Consider the following 22,764-nt stretch of genomic DNA (forward strand, 5'->3'; position numbering starts at 1 on the left):
GACGGTAGGGAAACCGGAGTCGGGTCAGGCGCTGGCGCGCTGCTGCGGAGCTGCGACGTCGTTGAGGACGCGCTTGAGCACAGCATCAGCGGTGGCGCCGGAGAATTCGGCTTCCGGGTCCATGACGAAACGGTGGGTCCAGACGACCCCGGCGAGCTCCTTGATGTCGTCCGGCAGGACGAAGTTGCGGCCCTGGCCCGCGGCCCATACCTTGGCCGCGCGCACCATCGCCAGTGCGCCACGGACGGAGACGCCCAGGCGGGTTTCGGGAGCGTTGCGGGTCTCTTCGCACAGGCGGGAGATGTATTCCAGCACGGCGGGATCGATGTGCGTGGTGGCCGCGAGGTCGGCCATATCGGCAACGGCCTGGGTGGTGATGATCGGGCTGAGCTCCCGCGAGCGGTCCTTGACGTTGCTTCCGCCGAGCAGCTGCACGGTTGAGGCGTGGTCCGGGTAGCCGATCGAGGTCTTGATGAGGAAGCGGTCCAGTTGGGCCTCGGGCAGGCGGTAGGTACCGGCCTGCTCGATCGGGTTCTGGGTGGCGAGCACCATGAACGGGCGGCCGGCCTCGTAGGTGGTGCCGTCCACGGTCACGCGGGATTCTTCCATGACCTCGAGGAGGGCGGACTGGGTCTTCGGCGAGGCACGGTTGATTTCGTCGGCAAGGACGATGTTGCTGAAGATCGGGCCCTTGTGGAACTCGAACTTCTGGGTCTTCTGGTCATAGATGGTCACACCGGTGACGTCCGAAGGCAGGAGGTCCGGGGTGAACTGGATGCGGTTGTGGGAACCCTGGACCGTGGCGGCGAGGGCCCGGGCAAGGGAGGTCTTTCCGGTGCCGGGGGCGTCTTCGAAAAGGACGTGGCCCTCGGCGAGCATCGCCGTGAACGTCAGGCGGATGACGTGGGACTTGCCCAGCACCGCTTGGCCGACGTTGGCAACCAGCTTCTCAAAGGTGTCCGCAAACCAGGCCGCCTGCTCGCTTGTCATAGTCATGTGATGGTCCTTCGTTAGGTGTTGTCCGGGCGGCTGGTGGAAAGCCCAGTCCGAGGGATAGTCAATTCGGTTTATAAGTTTAGGCGCCCGGCGCCGGACGCGTGGTCCGGCGCCGGGCGGGGCGGGTCAGCAGGGCCTGCTGCCCGACACAAAGTGGACTGTGTCGGCTCGCACCCAACGGTTGTCATAAGCACCGCCACGGATTTGATACCAGCCGCTGCTTCCCCAGGGGCTGCCACAGCGATCGACTTCGACTGGAGCGTCCGTAGTACTCAGCCACGGGTACGGAGCACCGGGTCCCCCTGGGCTCACCGTGCCGTAGCACTTCTTCGGCGTCCCACCGTAGTAGCCGTTCCCGCCCGTGACTTCCGTGCAGGTGTTGATATCGCTTTCATTGACCTTCACGGTGTTCTTCACCGGCGGCGGGGGCGCGTCACCGGAAGTCGAGTTAGCCGAACCGTAAGCACCGCAATCCTTGTTGCCATCCATGCCGTTGCAAGCCCGGACCTTGAGGTTCTTGGTCGCGTTATAGGCGTTGGTATCGCGGCTGTACTGGCGGTTGAGGCCCACCGAGGTCCACGGACCGCCCTCGTAGCTCACTTCATAGCGGTTGATGGCTTTGCCGCCATCGTACGGCTGGTTCCAGGTCCAATAGACCCGCTGATCCAGATTGCCCGACTTCTGGCCTTGGACATTCGGTGCCCCCGGGTTACCCCAGGGGGTCGCCTTACCGATCACCGTGGAGTCACCTGAGATGTTGTTCTTCGTCGACGTGGCAACGATGCTGATGGTGATTTCCTGGCCATTCGGAAGCCCCGAAATGATTCCGCCACCAGCGGCAATCGGCCCTCTCTGCCCCGAGCTTGCGATGTAGCTGTACCGGATTTCATCGGCCTGCGATCCATTCCGCTGCGCGGCAGTCAACGGCGTGAACCTCGCATCCAACTCGCCGCTGTTGCCATGAGCCACGACGGAGCCGCCGGTGACAGTTCCGGGCTTGCCTGCGGCCCGGATCGGCGCCGAAGGCTGACTGGTTCCACTGGTGCCAGCCTTGTTCGTTGCGGAAACCGTGAAGGAGTAGTTGGCTTCCGAGTTGTCCACCGTCACGTTCTGCGCAGTGGTTCCCACCTTCTGGGTGGAAATCGGCGTGCCGCCACGGCGGGTGGTCAGCGTGTACTCCGAAATCGCGTCACCGTTGTTGTCTGGCGCGGTCCAGGTGACCCGCAACTGGCTCTGATTGCCCACCGGCTGTGCGCTTGCCACCGTGGGGGCTGCCGGCGTCACGGGAACACCGGCGGGCACCTCGGCCGCCGAGTAAGGGCTCCATTCCGACGGGTCCTTGGCATCGTTGCGCGCCAGGACCCGGACCTTGTAGGACACCCCGTTGGTGAGGCCCTTCCACACATACGTGGTGGAGGTCAGCTTCTGGATCTGGGGGTTCTGGCCGGCCGGAGCCGGCGAAATCTCGAGGTCGTAGGACTTGATCGGCGAGCCCTTGCTCGCAGGGGCCGTCCAAGTCACTGTGAGCTGCTTGTCCCCGAACTTCAGGCGCGGGGCCAACGGAGTCTCCGGCTTGACGTCGGGTCGCACCTCGGCCGAAGCCGGGGACGGAGCCGATTCGCCGATGGCATTCGTAGCCGTCACGGTGAAGTGGTACTTCACGTTGTTGGTCAGGCCGGTGAGGGTACACGTATTGGCCGGGCACTCCTGCTGGAATCCGCCCTCGCCGCGCACTGTGTACTTGGTGATGGGTGAACCGCGGTCCGCTGGAGCCGTCCAGTTCAACAGTGCCGTGCGGTCCCCCACGCTCTGGGCCTGCGGCGTCGTCGGAGCCACGGGCTTGTCCTTGACGCTGAGCCGGATACGGGCCGTCGCCTGGCGGGTGACATCGCCGGTCTTGTCCTGCACCGTGTAGGCGACGATCATCGATCCGGAAAAACCGGCAGCCGGGGTCACCGTGACTGAATCACCGTTTGCAACCGCCGTCCCTTGGCCCGTCTCGGTGGATGCCCTGACAATCTTCAGTGGCGCATCCGGGAACGGGTTCGAGTCGTTTGCCAAGACCTTGACGGTCACCGGTTTGCCGGACTTCGCTTCAGGCTCTACGTCGTCGTTCGCCACGGGCTTGGGCCGGTTCGAAGCGGTCACGGAAAGTGAGTAGGTGGCTGTAGCCTCAAGGCCGCGGCTGTCTTTGGCCTTGACCTGAATTCTTCCGGCATCTCCCGGCTTCGCTTCACCCTTGGCGCTGACCCGCAGGGTCTTGCCCTCGACACGGGCGTCAAAGCCTCCGGGGATTCCACCCGTGATCTCGTACTTCATGTTCTCGACATCGTCCCGGTCGGGGTCACCGGTGAGACGGCCCAGCTCAAGGCTCGCCCCGTCGCTCTGCGGAACCTCCAGGGAACTGCCGAGCAGGGTCGGAGGATGGTTGCGGTTGGGATCCGGAAGCACCTTGGTACGGATACTAAGGGTCGCCTTCTGGCCGTTCGGATCGTCCGTGCGGGTGCCGTCCGTTACCTCGAAGGTGATGGAGCCAGGGCCAACGTAGTCCTTGCCCGCCGTGTACTTGATGGCGGTGCCGTTGTTGGCAATGGGATCGCCGCCATCAGCCCCGATGAGCTTGATGCGGTCTGCTTCCGTCAGCCGCGGGCTGCGGCCGTCACGGACCTTCACCCATTCATTGAGGTCAACCGTCACGGACTGGCCTGCGATGATCTCGATGACCTCGTCCTTGGCCAGCGTCGGCACCTGCTGGCCAATGCCCGGAACCCAGATGATGGCAGTGGACTTCTGCCCGTCCACGTCTTCCACGGTGTAAGGAACCAGCTGGGGCCCCTCGGTCAGTTGGACAACCACGTTGCCGTCGTTCCCGGGCTTCGCGGTTTCGGCGGCAGTGGCAACCTTCAGGTTTTCACCGACGCCGTCCGGGTCCTCGTCGTTCTTCAGAACGGGGACGTCCACGGCCTTCTTGCCCATGGTCTGCGCGGACGTCACACGGTCGTCGCGGGCGATCGGGGCCTGCAGCGGGATGTTCCCCTTGACGTTGACACGGATCGTTGCGCCCGCCGTGGCACCGCGTTCGTCAACCACCGTGTATCGGACGTTGACGATACCTTCCTTCGCCGGGGCAGTCAGGATAATCCGTCCGCTGTTCTTGCTGACGTTGGCTTGGAGCGCGGCGTCGGCTTCAATCCCGTCGGCCTTGATCGCAATGCGATCTCCGTCCGGATCGGTGTCGTTCGCCAAAGCGTCGACGGCGATCTGGCGGCCTGGGCGCACCGACACAGTGTCATCCACCGGAGCTGGCTTTTGGTTTTCTTCGCCCTGCGGCGCAATTCCCACAGTCACGGTACCGGAGTTGACGGCTCCCTGGCGGTCGATCACCTTGTAGCGGAAACTGTCGGTTCCCGCGCCGTCACCGGCTGCCACGAAGTCGATAAAGCTGCTGCCCACCGTCGCGGTGCCCATGCCTGGCGTGCTGTCGATGCCTGTCAGCTGCACGGAGTCCCCGTCGGGATCGATGCCATCGAGTGGAACCGGGATCCTCACCGTGCCACCGGCCACCACGCGGGCGGTCAGGTTCTGCGGTTGCGGGCGGGAGTTCTGCGTGCCCTCCAGCGGAAGGATGTGGATGGTTACGGCAGCGGCACTCTTCTGGCCCTGCGAGTCCACCGCGTTATAAATGGCACGCACTGTCTTCGGGACGGAGCCTGCGATGAAGCGCAGCTTGTCTTCGGAGATGAAGGTCTTGCCTTCCGCCTCGGGGATCGTCTGCGCGAGGACCGGGTCCACGTGCATCTTTTCGCCCTGAGGGTGGGTGTCGTTTGCCAGCACCGGGACGGTGACGACGTCGTTGACGCGTACGTTCACTTCGTCCGGCTTGGGCTGCGGGGCTTCGACGACGGCGGGAGCCGGCACCGGGACCACGGACACCGTACCGCTGGCGGACTTCTGTCCATTGGAAATCGTGTACCGGAAAACGATGGGCTGCTGGGTGCCCAGGACATCCGTGACGCGCAGGACGCTGTGGTCGATGACGCTGACGGAGACCGTGGCGTTCTCGGGGAGTGTGACCGACTGCAGCACCAGGACGCCGCCGGACGGGTCGGAGTCGTTGGCGAGCGGGTCTACCAGCACGTTGCCGCCAACAGGCAGCAGCGCGACATCGTGCACCGCCACCGGGTTGCCGACGTCCTTGCCGGACTCGACGTCCACGCGGATCAGGCCCTGCGTACTCTGCGGGCCGTTGCTGGCGATGTACGTGAGATACACCGGTCCAGGGGTCTTGCTGCGGAAGGTGAAGGTACCGCCGTCAGTCACGGGACCGAGTTCGGCAGGACCTGCCGCCTCCACGTGCGCCAGGCGCAAAGCGCCGCCATTGGGATCGACGTCGTTCTTCAGCGGTGCGATCACCAGGTCCTGCCCGACGACGGCAGTCACGTGGTCGGCGTTGACCACCGGCTGCAGTGCACCCGGCGGACGAACATTGATGACGACACGGCCGGTGGCCGTGGTGCGGCCGTCCCATACGGAGACGGTGACGTTCTTCTTACCCGCCGTGGCACCGGAATCCTGGTAGGTCAGCAGGCCGTCGCGACGGATCTTGACCTGGTCCTGCGGATTGTCGGCCTTGGCGTCCATGAGCACGAGGTCGTCGCCATCAGGGTCCACCCAGTCGGTGAGGATGTTCTGGCTGACGGTCTTGCCCTGCTCCACCAGGAGCGTGGTGGGGTTGGCACGCTTGAAGACAGGTGCCCTGTTCTCGTCCGGAGCCACGACGCGGAGGTTGATCCTGCCACTCGCGGACAGGCCACGGCCGTCCGCGGCGTTGTAGTCAATGGCTTCGGTTCCCGGCTTCGCGTCAGCGGGAACGGAAATCTGGAATGCGGAGCCGCCGTAGATGCTTTCGACGGACCCGGACTTCGGTGCGTTACCGCCGAGCGAGGCGGTGAGGACGTCGCCGTCGGGGTCGGAGTCGTTGTCCAGAACGCTCATCACCGTGGTGCGGCCCGGACGGGCGCCGATGTCGTCCGGCTTGGTTTCCGGCGGCCGGTTCTGCTTGGTGCGGTCCGGCAGGACGTTGATGGTGTTTTCGTCCGCGGAGTCCTGGTCCTGTTCGTCGGACTGGTTCTTCGGCGGAATGACGTCGTCCCAGTTGTTCACCAGCTGCATGTTCTGGTTGACCATCCAGACGTTGCCGGAGTTGATGTCGTTAAGGACCACGAGCTCGCGGTTTACGCGGAAGACGTAGCTCGGGGATCCACTGGCCTTGGGGACGTCGGCGGACTTGTCGTCGGCGTCGTTGGTGCAGTCGCGGATGTACTTGTTGGCGCCGGCCCAGGCTGAGTGGGTGCAACCGGCCACCTGCACAGGTGCCGCGGGAACGCCCTGGCCTCCGGCGTTGACGATCGCGGCGGTGGAGCCGTCCAGCGGCTGCTTGATCAGGGTCTTGGGTGTGGCAATGGCGGCGTAGCCGCTTTCGCCGCTGCTCTGCTGGAGCTTGGCTTCACGCGCGTCCTGGAGCTGGAGCTTGCGTCCGCCGGGCAGGAACAGGTTGCCGCGTGCGGCGTCCAGGATGACCGGCTTGTCACCGACGACGGCAATCTGGAGGTCGCCCGCGCCCTTGAGGTCGTCGATTTTGGTGGTCTCGGAATTGAGGCGTTCACCGTCCGGGGACACTGAGGTGACGGTGACTTCGCCCTTCTGGGGGTCCGCAGTGTAAATGCGGTTGTCCTGCCCGACGGCGGAAACCGCACCGGGAGACGCCTGCAGCACGGGCTCGGTGTTTTCCTCGTCAAAGCTGTTGACGGTGGAGGTGGTCAGGGCCCAGACGCGGCCTTTGACCGGGTCCGTCACGGAGAGCACCTGGGTGCCGAAGCTGACTTTCGAAGAGCCCGGCAGCTGCTTGTCACCGCCCAGGCGAAGGTTCGCAGCGGAGACCTGGTTGACCGTGGATCCGGTGCTGTCGTCGACAAAGACGTCGCTGGAGTGCTGGAGCACGTCGAAGGTGGTGCTGGCAGGCGTCACGGCGCCGTCGAGCACGCGGGAGGGATAGTTGAGCCGGCCGACAGCGTTCTTGGTCTTGCTGACCACCCACACGCCGCCGTCGTTCAATTCAAGCTCCGCGGTCTTGAACCCCGGGTACAGCACGGCACCGGTAACCAGCAGCGCGGTTGCCGCGGTGAACCCGGTGGTGGCTAAGAACTTGCTTCGGCGCTTCTTCAGCCCCAGCTTGCCGAATAAAGACGTCACAGTTTCAATTCCCTTGCATCATGGCAGCCCAAAAGCAGCCTCGAACCTCACGGCCTCCGACCAGCGATCATGCGATTCCGCCGTACCCCCATACGGCGACGGAATTGTCCTTACGACTATCGCATGTGCGCGCCTTCGTTACCAAGAGAAAGCGCACTATCACCGGCGTTCAAGGATACGTGGAATCGCGCGGTGCCTGCGATGGGGAGGCGTCCCCATCGCAGGGCAGCGGCCCGGCAGGAGGGGACGCTCCTCCCGGATAGGATGTGGCAGGCCACGAACGAGGAGTACATAGCCATGAAGCAGCCTGCCCGGAGCCACGTGACCGGGATCATCGGCCTCCGGATTCCGACGAACGCGGCTCCTTGGATCATCGGACTCATGGGCTTCCTGGTGGCCTTCGCCGGAAGCTGGGTACCGTCCTTCTGGAACGATGAGATCGCGACGATTTCTGCGGCCCGCCGCTCCTCTGCCGAGCTGCTGGACCTTCTCCGGACCGTAGACGCCGTGCACGGCGCCTATTACTTCCTGATGCATTTGTGGACGTCGGTCTTCGGTTTCTCGGAAGTATCCATGCGTCTGCCGTCCGCAATTGCCGGCGGCCTTGCGTGCACCGGAACAGTTGTCATCGGCCAAAAGCTCGGCTCGCTTTTCATTGGGAGTGCCGCCGGCATAGTCCTGGCCTTCCTCCCCCGCATGGCGTGGGCCGGCACTGAGGCCAGGCAGTCTGCGCTTATCGCCCTCTTCGCAGTGGTCATGACCCTCCTGCTGATCAGGGCCTGGACCTCCGGACGGGTACTGGACTGGGCGCTTTATGCGCTCTGCGCCGCAGCCGGCGTGTACGTCTTCATGTTTTTCGCCTTGGCAATCGCAGCACACGTCATCGCCGCCGTAGTACTTCGCCGCCAGGTGCTGGCCCTTCTCCTGTCTTCCCTGGCTGCTGCCTTGGCCGCGTCCCCGTTCCTTCTCGTTGCCCTCGGACAAAAAGGGCAGGTTGCATGGATCCAGGACCGTTCACTCCTGCAGAACATCCAGGCACTTGCCGTCAAACAGTTCTTCTATGGCGATGACCGGCCCACGGGAAACCTCCCACCCAGCTGGGTCCTGGGTGCCGTTGTGGTCCTGGGCCTGCTGCAAGTGGGCTTGGTTGTCCTTGGCCTGATTCACGCCGCCAGGAAACCGGAATTCCGGACCCTCGCAGTGGTGGGGACAAGCGCCGTTGTCCTACCGATTGCCGTCCTGCTCATGGCCAGCGTCCTCATTCAGCCGGTATATGTCCCCCGCTACCTGACCTTCACCGCACCCATGTTTGCCCTGCTGGTAGCACTCGGCCTGGACAAGGTACGGAACCTTGGGACGAGGAAGCTGGCGTTTGTTGCAGGCATGGTCATCCTCGCCAGCCTGCCTCAGCAACTGCCTTTGAAGAGCCTGGTCAACGAGCCGGCAGACACGGAGCGGCACATCGCGGCCTTGGTGGAAGCTGACGGTTCCGGCCCGGCCGCCGTCGTCTACGGACGTCCCGAGGACCGCGACCCCGCGCTGGCCTACCCTGCGTCCTTCACGCGCCTGACCGACCTGTCGCTGCAGGCCACGCCCGCAGAGTCCGGGACCCTGTGGGGCGTGAACAAGGCGGTCACTCCGGCCGAACTGAAGCACCGGGGCACTGTGTACTTCATTGGCGAAGGCGAGGCGTCGGTCCCCGATCCGGGTGCATTCCAGGAAGCGGGATGCACCCGGATCAAGAACGTTGTCACCGTGCGGCTGCGCTTCGTGAGCTACAACTGCACCTGACTCGGTCCGGCTTCAGCAGTGCGGCGCTCCCAATGGGCCGGGATCGCCCATGGTGGTGTGCCCCGTGATGATATAGCGGCCCACATTCCGCGCTGATCCTGGCTCGATCCGCCACCAGTAGACATCCGGGCCTCCGGACCAATTGTCGTTCTGCACGATGTAGCACCTCACCACCATGTGCTGCCCCGGGTACTCCCACGGCGGCTGGTTTCCACCCTTGCCATCGCAATCGAAGTATGGGGATGGCCGGTAGTTGGAGCCGCCTTGGGTATAGGTGCACGAACGCTGCACCACGTTGGTGTTGAGCACGCCGCTCCACTCCCGTATGGGCGGTGGCGGAGGCCCGGACTTGGCGCTTGCCGAGGCGGTGGGGCCGCCCTGCCCGATGGAGTTGAAGGTCTGCACCGTGATGCTGTGGGTCTCGTCGAAGCCACCGGTGTTGATGGTACGGCTGCCGGATGCGGCGACGGTCTCCCAGGCACCGTTATCGATCTTGATCTTCGTCACCGCGACGTCGTTCGTGGACGTTGACGGCGAGGACCAATTCAACGTCAGGGATTTTTGGTTCTCCGCGCCGTTCTGCCCTGAAGCCGACGGGGTACCCGGCGCACCGTAGGGGGTGGTGCTTGAGGGCCCGCTGGCGTCGCCACTCGGCGCCACGGTGGAATGCGCACGCACGGTGATGGTGGTCTGTTGACCGTTGCTGAAGCCGCCCACTACTCCCCCGGGACGGATCGGTCCGTTTTGCCCGGTCGTCGCAGTGTAGGTGTAGCTGATCTCACTGGTGGTCGAGCCGTTCCGCTGGCCGAAGTCCAGCTCCTGGAAATCGATCCGGACCTGCCCGCCGGCGCCACCTGTGGCCGCCGGCGTTGCCCGGACACTTTGCACGGTGCCGAGCTTGCCGGTAGAGCGCCGCGGTGCCGACGGGGCACTGACCGCACCCTTGCCCGCCTTGTTCTCGGCCTGCACGGTGAAGGTGTAAGACGTTTCCGAGGTTTCCGCGCCAAAGGTCGCGGAACGCACCGTACCGGGAATGACTTGCGTCTGTGGTGCCTTCCCTCCGCCGCTCATCGTGACGTAGTAATTCTTGATCGGATCGCCGTTGGTGTCAGGCTCGCTCCAATGGGCGCGAACCTGGTTCATACGCCCGTCAGCGGACAGCGTTTCCGACGTCGGCGCCGCGGGGGCTGCCGGAACACCGGCCGGGTTGTCCTCCGCGGAGTAATCGCTCCAGTCCGAAGGCCCGAGATCGTTGACCGCCTGCGCACGCACCTTGTACTTGACGCCGTTCGTCAGGCCCGGCCACACATAGCTCAGGCCGGCCACTCCGTTCTTCACAGCGATGCCGTTTGCCGGAGACGGCGAAATTTCCAGGTTGTAATGCTTCACCGGGGATCCCTCGGTCTTCGCGGGAGTCCAGTTGATGGCCATGTTCCTGTCGCCGGCCTTCACCGCGGGAGCATCCGGCGGCGAGGGCTTCTCATCCGGCCTGATCTCGTTCGACGGCGGCGAGGGCTGCGACCGGCCCACCTCGTTAATGGCGGTGACCGTGAAGACGTACTTGACGTTGTTCGTCAGCCCGGTCAACGTGCAGGTGGTGGTGGCGCACTCCTGGGAGAAGCCCGAGGCGGACTGCACCTTGTAGCTGGTGATTTCCGCACCATTGTCCGACGGCGGCGCCCACTTCAGCACGGCGGTGCGGCTGCGGACGTCACTGGCGACGGGGGCGGACGGGGCGTCCGGTTCCGCGCGGACCGTCAGGCGGATGCGCGCGGAGGCCTGGCGCGACGGGTCCCCCGTCTTGTCCGCCACTGTGTACTTGACCACCAGGACGCCCTTGAACCCCTCGGCCGGGGTGACCGTCACGGAATCGCCCGCGATGGCGGGCTGGCCGGACGCCGAGCCCGTCTCGACCGTGGCCGACACGATCTTCAACGGAGTGTCCTCGAAGGGGTTCACGTCATTGCCCAGGACCTTGACGGTTTCGCTCCGCCCGGCGTTGGCGGCAGCAACGACGTCGTCATTGGCCGACGGCGGACGCCTGTTGGAGGCGACGGTCACCGCGGTGATGGTCGCCTGGATTGCCGGCGAGCGGCCGTCACTGACCTTCACCGGGATGGCGCCCCTGGCGCCGGAGGAGGCCTGCGCGTCAGCGGTGACCCGCAGCACGGAACCGTTCAAGGAAACGCCGAGTCCCGCCGGTGGGGTTCCGGCCAGTTCGAACTTCAGGCTGCCCTGGTCACGTTCGTCCACGTCGTTGGCAAGGTTGGCCAGTTCAAGTTCGGTGGAGTCGCCCCGGGGTACCTCGATGGTGGCGCCGGAGAACGTGGGCGGATGGTTGGCGTTCGGGTCCGGAACCACCTTGGTCATGATTGTCAGGGTGGACTTCAGGCCTTGGGGATCCTCCGGGCCGGTGCCGTCGGTGACCTCGAAGGTGATCGAGCCGGGGCCCACGTAGTCGGGCAGCGCCGCGTAGCGAACCGCGTTGCCGTCGTTCGTGACCACATTCTGCGGCCGGGCGCCCTGGAGACGGACCTTGTCCACCACGGTGATGCGCGGCTTGCGGCCCTCGCGGACCCGCACATACTCCGCGAGCTGGACGGTGGCTTCCTTGCCGGACATCACTTCGACCGGATCGGTCCGGGACAGCGTGGGGTATTGCAGGCCCTGGCCCGGTACCCAGATGATGCCGGTGGCGCTCTGCCCGTCAACATCCGTCACGGTGTACGGAAGCAGCTGCTCCCCCGGCGCCAGGGTGACAACCACGCGGCCGTCCGCGCCGACCCGGGCGTTCTCCGTTCCGGCGGGCAGCGTGACTTTCAGTTCCGCGGCCACGCCGTCGGGATCGGAATCGTTCTCCAGGACCGGAACGTCGACGGCGGTCTTGCCCAGCGTTTCTGCCAGAGTGACGTGGTCGTCCACCGCCAGCGGCGCGTGGAGCGCCGCGGTCGGGCTGGTCCGTACGCGGATCACCGCGGTGGCCTGGGCCTTCTTGCTGTCCTGGATCCGGTAGCCCACGCTGCCGGTTCCAGCGGCGGAGGGCGCCGTTACCAGCACCTGGCCGGCCTGTCCCGCTTCGGCGGACAGCCCCGGCCCCGCCTCGAGGGCGTTCGTGACCAAGGCGATGGGGTCGCCGTCGGGATCCGAATCATTGCCGAGCGCCGGCACGGCAATCCGCCGGCCCGGCCGGACATCAACGGCGTCGTCCACGGCCAGCGGTTTCTGGTTGTCCGCGTTCGGCGGGGCGATGCCCACCAGCACGGTTCCGGTATTTTCGGCGCCGATGCGGTCCCTGACGCGGTAACTGAAGGTATCGGTTCCAGCGGAATCGGCGCCTGCGGTGTATTCCAGGTACCCGTCCTTCACGACGGCGGTGCCCGCGGCGGGGGCCTTGTCGATCCCGGTGAGCTGCACGGAGTCGCCGTCAGCGTCGATGCCGTCCAGCGGGACGGGAATCCTGGCGGTGGTTCCGGCGATGACGCGGGCGGTGAGGCTCTTGGGTTCCGGGCGGCTGTTGCGTTCGTCGTCGCGGGCCCGGATCCGGATGGTCACCTGTTCGGAGTCGCTTTGCCCCGATTCGTTGCGGACCTTGTAAATGGCGTAGACGGTTTTCGCGGTGCCGCCGGCCAGGAAGCGCAGCGTATTGCCGGAAACGAACAATTTTCCGTCCGCTGCGTCCGGCTGCTGCGCGAGCTTCGGATCCAGGGTCAGCCTTCCGCCGTTCGGGTCCGTGTCGTTGCCGAGGACCGGAATGGTCACCACGTCGCCCACACGGACGGTTGCCTCGTCGGCCTTCGCCTGCGGTGCCTGGAGCTTGGGCGGAGTCGGAACCACGACGACGGCCACCTCGCCGCTCGCCTGCGCTTTGCCGTTGGAGATCGTGTACTTGAAGGTCAGCTGGCCTGTGGCGTTCACGTCCCTGATGCGGACCACCGAGTGGTCCAGGACCGACACCGCAACGGGCAGGCCGTCCACACCGCTGACGGACTGCACCACCAGCACCCCGCCGGCCGGATCGGAGTCGTTGCCGAGGACGTCTACCACAGTGCTGCCGCCGCGCGGCAACAGGGCCATGTCGCGGACGGCCACCGGGGTTCCTCCCGTTCCACCGGCGACGACGTCGACGCGCACCAGCTGCTGGGCACTGGCCGGGCCGTTGGTGACCAGGTAACTGAGGTAGTGCGGGCCGGTGACGGTGGAGTTGAAGGTGAACGTCTGCTGGTCGGCACCGATGGTGGCCTTGGACTGCCCGTCGGGCGTCACCTGGGCGAGCCGGAGGGAACCGCCCTGGGGGTCGGTATCGTTCTTGAGCGGGGCGATCACGGTGTTCTGGCCGGCGACGGCCACCACGTGGTCTGCGTTGGCCACCGGAGGCAGGGCCCCGGCAGCCCGGACATCGACCGTGATCTTTCCTTCAGTCTCGCTGGTGCCGTCGGACACCGTGACAGTCAAGGTCTTCTTCCCTGGCCCCATGCCGGAGTCCTGGAAGGTAAGCAGGCCATCGGGCCGGATCCGGACCTGGTCCCGCGGATCGCTGCTCCTGGCGGACACCGCGAAGATGTCGTCGCCGTCGGGGTCCATCCAGTCCGTGAGGATGTTCTGGGTCAGCGTCTTGCCCGTGGTCAGGACCAGGGTCACGCTGCGGTTCGGCTTCTGCCGCGGTGCGGAGTTCTCCCCTGCCGGGATGACCCGGACGGTGATGTCCGAGGACGCCGAGCCGCCGCGGCCGTCGTCCACCGTGTACTTGAAGGTCTCACTGCCGCTTTTGCCCGCCGGAACGGCGAGCTGCAGACCGGTGCCGCCGTAGACGGGGGCCAAGGTTCCGGTCCTGATGCCGTCCGGGGTCCGCACGGTCAGCACGTCGCCGTCGGGGTCGCTGTCGTTGTCGAGCACCGGGAGCACGGTGGTCTTGCCCGCACGGACGCCGAAGGTGTCTGGCTTGGCCTGCGGCGGGCTGTTCGGCTTGCTCCGGTCCGGGAGGACGGTCTGCTGGACCTCGTCCGCGGAGTCCTTGTCGGCGTCGTCCGAGCTTTCCTTGGGCGGAATGACGTCGTCCCAGTTGTTGATCAGCTGCATGTTGCGGTTGACCATCCAGACGTTGCCCGAGTTGATGTCGTTGAGGACCACCAGTTCCCGGTTGACCCGGAAGACGTAACCGGGCGAGGCGCTGGCCGAAGGAATGGCGAGGGCTTGGTCGTCGGCGTCGTTGGCGCAGTCGCGGACGTAACGGTTGCTGCCGGACCATGCCCCGTAGGCGCAACCGCCCAGCTGGACCGGAGCCGCCGGGACGCCTTCCCCGCCGCTCTCCACCACGGCCGCTGTGGAACCGTCCAAGGGTTGCTTGATCAGGGCCTTCGGCGTGGCAATGGCGACGTAGTTGCTGGAGCCGCTGCTTTGTTGCAGTTTCACGTCGCGGGCCTGATCAAGCCGGATCCTCGCGCCGCCGGGCAGGAAGAGGTTGCCGGATTGCTTGTCCAGTACCACCGGCTGGCCGCCGACTGCGGCGACGTCGAGTTCGCCGGCTGCCTTCAGTTCGTCGACAGTGCGGCCCGTGGTGTCCTTGGGCATGCCGTCGCTGTCGAAACTGCTGCTGGAGATCCTGCCGCTGGCAGGCTCCACGGTGTGAACCATGTCGTCGCTGCCCACCACTGCAACCACGCCCTGTTCCGAATCCAGGAACGGTTCCGCTGACTCGGGATCGAAGCCGCCCAAGCCCGACGCCGGGATCACCCAGACCTCGCCGGCTGCGGGATCGGTGATGGCAAGGATGTTCCTGCCGAAGCTGACTTTGGCGGAGGCGGGCAGCTTGCGGTCGCCTCCAAGGCGCATGTTGGCGGCGCTGACCGGGTTGAGGTTGCTGCTGCTGCGGTCGTCGACGAAGACGGTGCTGGCTTGCTGCAGGACATCGAAGTCCACGCTGGCGGGAGTAACCGCTCCATCCAGCATGCGGGCCGGATAGTTGAGCCGGCCTGCCGAGTTGCGGGCTTTGCTGGTGACCCAGACGCTGCCGTCGTTGAGTTCCACCTCGCTCGTCTTGAAGCCCGGATAGAGCACGGCGCCGGCCACCAATGCGGTGCCGGCACCCATGACGACGGCGGCCTTCCACCAGCGGCCACGGCGGCCCCTCGGGGCGCGGGCATCCGAGGAAAACGACATGGAGCATCCCCCAACTCACTGCAGCAGTGATCACGACACGAACGTGGCTGCCCGTCGGCCGCCGGGGAAAGTCTATCAATTGGGGAAAGTAAAATTCCCCGCCTGCGCGGAGAGGGGTCTCCTAGTCGAGGACCAAGCCCTTGCCCCGGCCCGGGGTAAGCAGCACCGGAGTGATCTCGCCGAATCCGCGGACGTTTTCTGTCTCTTTGGGTTCGAGGACGAAACGCTCATCCTGCCCGAGCGCGGCGGCCGTTGTTGAGTCGATCAACACCGTGCCGGGGTCGGCCAGGGCGGTCAGGCGCGCGGCCAGGTTGACCGTGGGTCCATAGATATCGCCAAGGCGCGAGAGGATACGGCCCCACACCATGGCCACCCGGGCCTGCGGCAGGATCTCGTCCTCGGTGAACGCCTGGGCCAAGGCCAGCGAGATTTCGGCACCGGCAGCGGGGGTCTCGGCGATGTACAGCACTTCGTCGCCAATGGTCTTGACCAGGCGGCCGCCACCCACGGAGATGATCTCGGCGCACTTGTTCTCGAAGCGCTGCACCATCTGCGCAAGCGTCTTTTCGTTCATGCGGCGGGACAGGCTGGTGTAGGACACCAAGTCCGCGAAACCGACCGCGCGTGCCAAGGGCAGCGGAGCATCGTCTTCGTCGCCTTCGCGGCCCTCTTCGCTGGCACGCAACCCGGCTTCGGCGCGGACCGCCAGCCGCTGCACGCCGGCGTTCATCTGGCGGCGCCAGGAGTAGACGAGGATCTCTTCCATGGCATCCAGCAGGCTGGGCAGTTCGCTGACCAGCTGCTTGCGGGCCACGGCGTCGGGAATGCCCTGCTGCATCACCATGTCTTCGATCAGCGCTTCGACCTGCCAGACCACCATGCGGTCTGTCATCTGCCCGATCGAACGGGTCACGGAGATGGCGGCTTCTTCGGTCAGCTTCCCGGCACGCACCAGGTCCAGGATTGTGGACAGCGCGGACAGGTCCTGCTCGGTGAATGCGACATCGTCGTCGCCGAAGTTAGGGAAACCAAGGGCGCGCCAAAGCTTGCGTGCGGACAGCAGGGAGACGCCGGCCGCCGCTGCGACTTCACGACGGCGGAGCTTGCGTTCGCCGCCCAGGAGCCTGGTTTCGAGGACCTTCATCGCCAGGCGCTCGGCGGACATGGCGCCGGTGGGCGGCGACGGGTCTGCTGCCGGGATCACCGGAAGCGGCCGGGTCTGGGCGTTGACCTGGGAATTCCCCAAGGGCTCGTCGAGGGAAGGTTCCGGCAAGGATTCGCTGCCGTCCTCCGGGTTCCAGGGCTGGTTACCACTCATCTTGTCCACCTTCCTTCCTCACCCATGTGCTTGCATTGTCGTTGGCCGGTACATGCGGCAGGCAGTCGATCGCTTCAAGAATGAAGCTCCGGAACCGCGCGGCCTCGGGAACATCGGGCATCAGGGTTCCTCCGGGCTGCCCGGTATCCAAGGATATATTCCCCGAGCGCAATGTCCGTTGGAGCAGGGACTGCCTGAGACCGACGTTACGCACGGCCGCGAGCGACAGCTGCCAGTCCCGGCGTCGAAGCATTCCGAAACGGGCAATTATCCGGCGGCTGGTCAGGATGTAGCGGACGGCCAGCCATTCGAGGTATTTCGGCAGACAGTAACCAAGGAGCACCACCGCCGCAAGGAAAACGCACGCCGCCATCAGCCAGAAGGTCCATTCGCTGCCGGACATCACGGGCAGCAGCCGGCCCGGACCGCCCCGGATGATCCAGGCGCAGGCATACGCGGCGAGGGCAGGGACCAGGATAAATGCGGCCACCGGAAAGAACAGCCGGCGTGCCTGTTGCCGGGTCACCACGATCACTTGCTCGCCCGGCAGGAGCTGTTTACGCATATCCGCCATCGGTGGGCCGCAAATGCACCACGTCCCCGGCTGTCACCACGTGTTCGCGGCCGCCGTGGTCCACCACGAGGAGGGAACCGTAGTCGTCCAGGCGGGACGCGTGGCCTACCAGTTCGTGGTCGCCGGGCAGCTGCGCGCGGACTTCACGTCCCAGCGTCACCAGGACGGCCTCCACGCGCTTGTGCAGCGACGGTCCACCGGCGAGCCCGGCGGAGGGATCGCCGTCGGCATTGCAGAAGTCCCGGTAAAGCCGGGAGAAACGGGACAGGTAGCTCTGCAGGATCGCGGTCCGGTCCAGGGTGTGCGCACCTTCCACCAAGAGGGAGGTAGCGGTGGGCACGGGAAGTTCGGCTTCGGCAAGGCTGACATTCAGGCCCGTACCAAGGACGACGGCGGGAACGTTGCCGTCACCCATCGGTCCCAGTTGGGCGAGGATTCCGGAGATTTTCCGGCCGCGGACCAGGACGTCGTTGGGCCATTTGATCTCGGCGGGCAACCCGCAGATTTCGAGCAGCGTTTCACGCAGCGCGACCGCGGCGAGCATCGAAAGCCAGGAGTAGCTTTGCGTGGGAACGGGCAGGCCCTGGGCGTTCACCGGGCGCAGCACGATGGACACGGATACGGCAGACCTGGCCGGTGATTCCCAGTGCCGGTCGAGGCGCCCGCGCGCAGCGGTCTGATGCTCGGCAGTGAGCACGGACATGTCCGGCCATTCCTTGGGCTCGACCGTCACGGCCCGCAGCAGGTCCGCGTTGGTGGAGCCTGTGGACTCGACCACCTCGAAGCGGCTGATGCCCGCGCCCGAGAGGAAGTCCCCGTTCAGCAGCGTGTCCCGATCCAGATTTTCCCGTTCCATACCTTGAATCCTAGCGATCCCGGCGGTTCCGAACGCACCCCTCCACCTGGAGGAATCCGCCTAGAGGAAGATGTCCGGCACCAACTGATCTTCCGGGGCCCCGAGGCTGTAGGGGCTGAAGTCCGTGACGCCCGCAGCACGCAGGACCTGTTCATCGGTATAGAAGTTGCCGCTCAGGGCTCCGCCACCGGCCATCCCTCCGCTGAGGATGGCATGGGCGGCGTCGGCCATGATTTCCGGCCCGCGGGCCGCCTGGACCATGCGGTCGCCGCCGGGCATGTTGCGGATCGCCGCAGTGTCGATCAAGGTGCAGGGCCACAGCGAATTGACCAGCACGCCGTCGTCCTTCAATTCTTCGGCGAGGCCCAGGGTGGTGAGGCTCATTCCGTACTTGGCCATGGTGTAGGCAAGGTGCATGCCCGCCCACTTGGGGTCGAGGTTCAGCGGCGGGGACAGCGTCAGGATGTGCCCGCGGCCCGATTCCCGCAGGGCCGGCAGGGCGAGCTTGGACAGCAGGAAGGTACCGCGGACGTTGATGTCCTGCATGAGGTCGTAGCGCTTCATGTCGACGTCGTCGGTGCCGGAGAGATCGATGGCGGAGGCGTTGTTGACGACGGCGTCGATTCCGCCGAAGCGTTCGACGGCGGCGGCCACGGCGGCGGCGACGTCGCCGTCGTTGCGGACGTCGCCGACGAGCGCGAGGGCTTGGCCTCCGGCCGCTTCAAGCTGCGCCGCGGCAGTGTGGACGGTGCCTTCCAGCTTGGGGTGGGGTTCGCCGGTCTTGGCCATCAGGACGATGTTCGCGCCGTCGCGGGCGGCGCGCAGGGCGATGGCCAGGCCGATGCCACGGCTTCCACCGGACATGAGGATGGTGCGTCCCTTGAGGCTGCCTTGCGCCCGGTAGGGCCCGGCGGCGCGTGCTGAAGCGTCATTGCTGGAGGTCATGAGGACACTGTAACCCAAATAAGTTACTGGCGGGTAACATTGTTGGAAGCTCGACATGGAGGCGGAAAATTGTAGGGTTTCTACAGCGGTATGCGGGTTTTGCGTCACTAGACTAGCCAGCAGGGCCCGCATTTTGTACGGATGCTACTTAACGGTGGCCCAACGCACCAGCGTCAACAGCTACAGAGCCGGAGAGACTTGATGAGCCACGATCTGACAACGACGGCGGGAAAGATTGCCGATTTCCGCGACCGCCAGGCCCGTGCGGAACAGCCCTCCGGCCCCGAAGCCATCGAAAAGCAGCACGCCCGCGGCAAGAACACCGCCCGCGAACGGATCGACCTGCTGCTGGACGAAGGCTCCTTCGTTGAGTTCGACGCCCTCGCCGTCCACCGCTCCACCGCCTTCGGCATGGAAAAGAAGAAGCCGCTGGGCGACGGCGTCGTCTCCGGCTACGGCACCGTGGACGGCCGCCTCGTGGCCATCTACAGCCAGGAGTTCAGCGTCTATGGCGGCTCGCTGAGCCAGGTCAACGGCGAAAAGATCGTCAAGGTCCAGGAGTTCGCCCTCCGCAACGGCTGCCCGATGATCGGCATCAACGACGGCGGCGGCGCCCGCATCCAGGAGGGCGTGGCCTCACTGGCGATGTTCGCCGATATCTTCCGCAACAACGTCCATTCCTCCGGAGTCATTCCGCAGATCTCCCTCATCATGGGGCCGTGCGCCGGCGGCGCGGCGTACTCCCCCGCCCTCACCGACTACGTGGTGATGGTGGACAAGACCTCCCACATGTTCATCACGGGCCCGGACGTCATCAAGACCGTCACGGGCGAAGACGTGGACATGGAAACCCTGGGCGGCGCCCGCCAGCACAACGCCACCACCGGAACCTCCACCTACCTGGCCAGCGACGAAACGGACGCCATCGAGTTCGTCCGCGAACTGCTGGACTTCCTGCCGTCGAACAACCTGTCCGAAGCCCCGGTACTGGAGCACGGCCAGGAGCTTGAACTCGACGCCGACGACCTCGCACTGGACACCCTCATCCCGGATTCGGCCAACCAGCCGTACGACATGCGCAAGGTGATCGAGCAGATCGTGGATGACGCGCACTTCCTGGAGATGCAGTCCCTCTACGCGCCGAACGTCATCATCGGTTACGGCCGCGTCGAAGGGCACACTGTTGGCATCGTGGCGAACCAGCCCATGCAGTTCGCCGGCACCCTGGACATCGCGGCCTCCGAAAAGGCGGCGCGCTTCGTCCGCCATTGCGACGCCTTCAACATCCCGATCATCACCTTGGTGGACGTCCCCGGCTTCCTTCCCGGCAAGGACCAGGAATTCCAGGGCATCATCCGCCGCGGCGCCAAGCTCCTCTACGCCTACGCCGAGGCCACGGTTCCGAAGCTGACCGTCATCACCCGCAAGGCTTACGGCGGAGCGTACATCGTGATGGGCTCCAAGAAGCTCGGCGCGGACCTGAACCTTGCCTGGCCGACGGCCCAGATCGGCGTCATGGGCGCCCAGGGCGCCGTCAACATCCTCTACCGCCGCGACCTCGCCGCGGTTGCCGAGGCCGGCGGCGACGTCGAAGCCCGGCGCGCCGAGATCATCCAGCAGTACGAAGAGGAACTCCTCAACCCGTACCAGGCCGCCGAACTCGGCTACGTTGACGCCGTCGTCGCCCCGTCCGACACCCGCGTGCAGATCATCAAGGGCCTGCGCGCCCTGCGCGACAAGCGCGCCAGCCTGCCCACCAAGAAGCACGGGAACATCCCGCTGTGAGCACCGGATCCGTAGACCCGAAGACGGCACCCGACGCGCCGGAGGCTCCCCTCTTTTCGGTGGTCAAGGGCAATCCGACACCGGAAGAGCTCGCCGCGCTGGCAGCCGTCGTCGCGTCCCTCTCCGTGCCTGCCGCCCCGGCACCGGCCAAGCCGAGCGTCCGGCACTGGGTGCGGCGCCAGCGCCTGCGCCTGGACCCGACGCCGGGCCCCGGCGCCTGGCGCCGCAGCAAGGGGTAGCCGGCAGCCGGTCGAGGGCCCGGGCGGGGAGTTTCCGGGAAACGTTCAGCAACCCTTTCAGAAATCTCCTGTGCGGGCTACGCTCGACAGGTGACTACTGAAAACACTTCTCCGGTTCGTTCCAAGACCGCCATCGACGCCGTTGCCGATGCGTACACCGAGACGCTCCTGGCGTTGAACCCCGGCCTCGCCACCACCCTGGGCATCCCGGGCCATGAGAGCGAGTACCAGGACTTCTCCCCTGCCGGGGCCGACGCCTTCGCCGCTGCCGCCCGGGACACCCTGGACAAGCTCGCCGGCCTGGAGCCGGCCGACGCCTCCGACGTCATCACCCTCGACGCCATGCGCGAACGCCTCGGACTGCAGCTGGAATTCCACGAATCCGGCTGGGGCGCGGCCGAGCTGAACAACATCGCCTCCCCAGCGCAGGACATCCGCGCCGTCTTCGACCTCATGCCCACGGCTACGGCACAGGACTGGGAGCACATCGCCGCCCGCGCCGCCAATGTGCCCGGCGCCATCGACGGCTACATCGCCTCCCTGCGCTCGGCCAAAGACGCCGGCAAGGTCGCCGCCGCACGCCAGGTGCGGATCGTCATCGAACAGACCAGCAAGTACGCCGCCGAAGACGGCTTCTTCGCCAAGCTCGCAGCGGACGCGGCGATCGACGGCTCACCGCTCCCCGCGGAACTGCAGGACAAGCTCGACGCCGGTGCCGCCGTCGCGCGTTCCGCTTACGCCGGGCTGGCCGCCTTCCTCGAAGAAGAACTGCTGCCGCACGCCCCGGAGAAGGACGCCGTGGGCCGCGAACGCTACGCCCTGGCTTCGCGCACCTTCCTGGGCGCCACGGTGGACCTTGAGGAAACCTACGCGTGGGGCGTGCAGGAACTGCAGCGCCTGATCGCCGAGCAGGAGCGTGTGGCGGAGCAGATCAAGCCCGGGGCCACGATCGAAGAGGCCAAGGAAATCCTGGACAACGACCCCGCCCGGCAGATCAAGGGCACAGACGCCCTGCAGGCCTGGATGCAGGAACTTTCCGACCGCGCCGTAGCCGACCTCGCCGACGTCCACTTCGAGATCCCGGACGTCATGAAGACCCTCGAATGCAAGATCGCCCCCACCGACGAAGGCGGCATCTACTACACCGGCCCGGCGGACGACTTCTCGCGTCCGGGGCGCATGTGGTGGTCCGTGCCCGCCGGCGAGGACACCTTCACCACCTGGGCGGAGACGACGACGGTGTTCCACGAAGGCGTTCCGGGTCACCACCTGCAGGTGGCCACCGCCGTCTACCGCCGCGAGCTGCTGAACAACTGGCGCCGCAACATCTGCTGGGTGTCCGGCCACGGCGAAGGCTGGGCGCTGTACGCGGAGAAGCTCATGCTTGAGCTGGGCTACCTCAAGGATCCGGGCGACCACATGGGCATGCTGGACATGCAGCGCATGCGCGCCGCCCGCGTGGTGTTCGACATCGGCATGCACCTTGAACTGGAGATGCCCGAGGCCTGGGGCAGCGGAACCTGGACGCCGGAGAAGGGCTACGACTTCCTCCGCGCCAACCTGCCCATCAGCGAGGGCCAGCTCAAGTTCGAGTTCACCCGCTACCTCGGCTGGCCGGGACAGGCGCCGTCCTACAAGGTGGGGCAGCGGCTGTGGGAGGAGATCCGCGCGGAGCTGGAAAAACGCGAAGGATTCGACCTCAAGGCCTTCCACACCGACGCCCTGAACATCGGATCGGTGGGCCTCGATACGCTCCGCCGGGCGCTGCTCGGCTGAGACATATGCCACGTTGTTCCCCGGAATAACGTGAAGCTTCATTGAGGTGACGGCCGTTTCTGGTATTCCAGTGACG

The 22,764-nt window shown here is 65.9% G+C and carries 11 protein-coding genes; 4 read left to right on the top strand and 7 right to left on the bottom strand.

The features are described 5' to 3' along the window. Positions 1 to 24: 24 nt before the first annotated feature. Entirely contained in the window at positions 25 to 996 is a 972-nt protein-coding gene (locus BIU82_RS07265; protein ID WP_070348806.1) for a MoxR family ATPase, read from the bottom strand. A gap of 126 nt (positions 997 to 1,122) precedes the next feature. Beyond that, the gene (locus BIU82_RS07270; RefSeq protein ID WP_070348807.1) at positions 1,123 to 7,248 is read right to left on the bottom strand and encodes an Ig-like domain-containing protein; all 6,126 of its coding nucleotides are present in this window, start codon (positions 7,246 to 7,248) and stop codon (positions 1,123 to 1,125) included. Positions 7,249 to 7,545: 297 nt separating this feature from the next. On the opposite strand from BIU82_RS07270, the gene BIU82_RS07275 reads away from it, so the two are divergent. Then, on the top strand, positions 7,546 to 9,039 hold the full coding sequence (locus BIU82_RS07275; RefSeq protein WP_171906516.1) for a glycosyltransferase family 39 protein: 1,494 nt from the start codon (positions 7,546 to 7,548) through the stop codon (positions 9,037 to 9,039). Positions 9,040 to 9,051: 12 nt separating this feature from the next. Here the strand turns inward: BIU82_RS07275 and BIU82_RS07280 are convergent, their stop codons facing one another. The 5 genes from BIU82_RS07280 to BIU82_RS07300 all read right to left on the bottom strand — a co-directional run bounded on the left by BIU82_RS07280 (position 9,052) and on the right by BIU82_RS07300 (position 18,888). Beyond that, a complete protein-coding gene (locus tag BIU82_RS07280) occupies positions 9,052 to 15,195 on the bottom strand; it encodes an Ig-like domain-containing protein (protein ID WP_070348809.1) in 6,144 nt (2,047 codons plus the stop codon). A gap of 121 nt (positions 15,196 to 15,316) precedes the next feature. Continuing rightward, positions 15,317 to 16,513, bottom strand: coding sequence for an adenylate/guanylate cyclase domain-containing protein (locus BIU82_RS07285; RefSeq protein ID WP_070348810.1), 1,197 nt, complete (start codon positions 16,511 to 16,513; stop codon positions 15,317 to 15,319). Further along, positions 16,503 to 17,078 (bottom strand): PH domain-containing protein, encoded by a 576-nt coding sequence (locus BIU82_RS07290; protein WP_070348811.1) that lies wholly within the window; start codon positions 17,076 to 17,078, stop codon positions 16,503 to 16,505. Before BIU82_RS07290 ends, BIU82_RS07285 begins: the two co-directional genes overlap by 11 nt. Beyond that, on the bottom strand, positions 17,071 to 17,943 hold the full coding sequence (locus BIU82_RS07295) for a biotin--[acetyl-CoA-carboxylase] ligase (RefSeq protein ID WP_070348812.1): 873 nt from the start codon (positions 17,941 to 17,943) through the stop codon (positions 17,071 to 17,073). Before BIU82_RS07295 ends, BIU82_RS07290 begins: the two co-directional genes overlap by 8 nt. Positions 17,944 to 18,003: 60 nt before the next feature. Further along, on the bottom strand, positions 18,004 to 18,888 hold the full coding sequence (locus BIU82_RS07300; RefSeq protein ID WP_070348813.1) for an NAD(P)-dependent oxidoreductase: 885 nt from the start codon (positions 18,886 to 18,888) through the stop codon (positions 18,004 to 18,006). A gap of 201 nt (positions 18,889 to 19,089) precedes the next feature. Between BIU82_RS07300 and BIU82_RS07305 the strand changes: the two genes are divergently transcribed. The 3 genes from BIU82_RS07305 to BIU82_RS07315 all read left to right on the top strand — a co-directional run bounded on the left by BIU82_RS07305 (position 19,090) and on the right by BIU82_RS07315 (position 22,688). Then, on the top strand, positions 19,090 to 20,673 hold the full coding sequence (locus BIU82_RS07305; RefSeq protein ID WP_070348814.1) for an acyl-CoA carboxylase subunit beta: 1,584 nt from the start codon (positions 19,090 to 19,092) through the stop codon (positions 20,671 to 20,673). Next, positions 20,670 to 20,912 (top strand): acyl-CoA carboxylase epsilon subunit, encoded by a 243-nt coding sequence (locus tag BIU82_RS07310; RefSeq protein ID WP_070348815.1) that lies wholly within the window; start codon positions 20,670 to 20,672, stop codon positions 20,910 to 20,912. The genes BIU82_RS07305 and BIU82_RS07310 overlap by 4 nt, the downstream gene beginning before the upstream one ends. 90 nt (positions 20,913 to 21,002) lie before the next feature. Continuing rightward, positions 21,003 to 22,688 (top strand): DUF885 domain-containing protein, encoded by a 1,686-nt coding sequence (locus BIU82_RS07315; RefSeq protein WP_070348816.1) that lies wholly within the window; start codon positions 21,003 to 21,005, stop codon positions 22,686 to 22,688. Positions 22,689 to 22,764: the final 76 nt, after the last annotated feature.

The organism is Arthrobacter sp. SW1 (genome assembly GCF_001766675.1).
GTDB lineage: Bacteria > Actinomycetota > Actinomycetes > Actinomycetales > Micrococcaceae > Arthrobacter.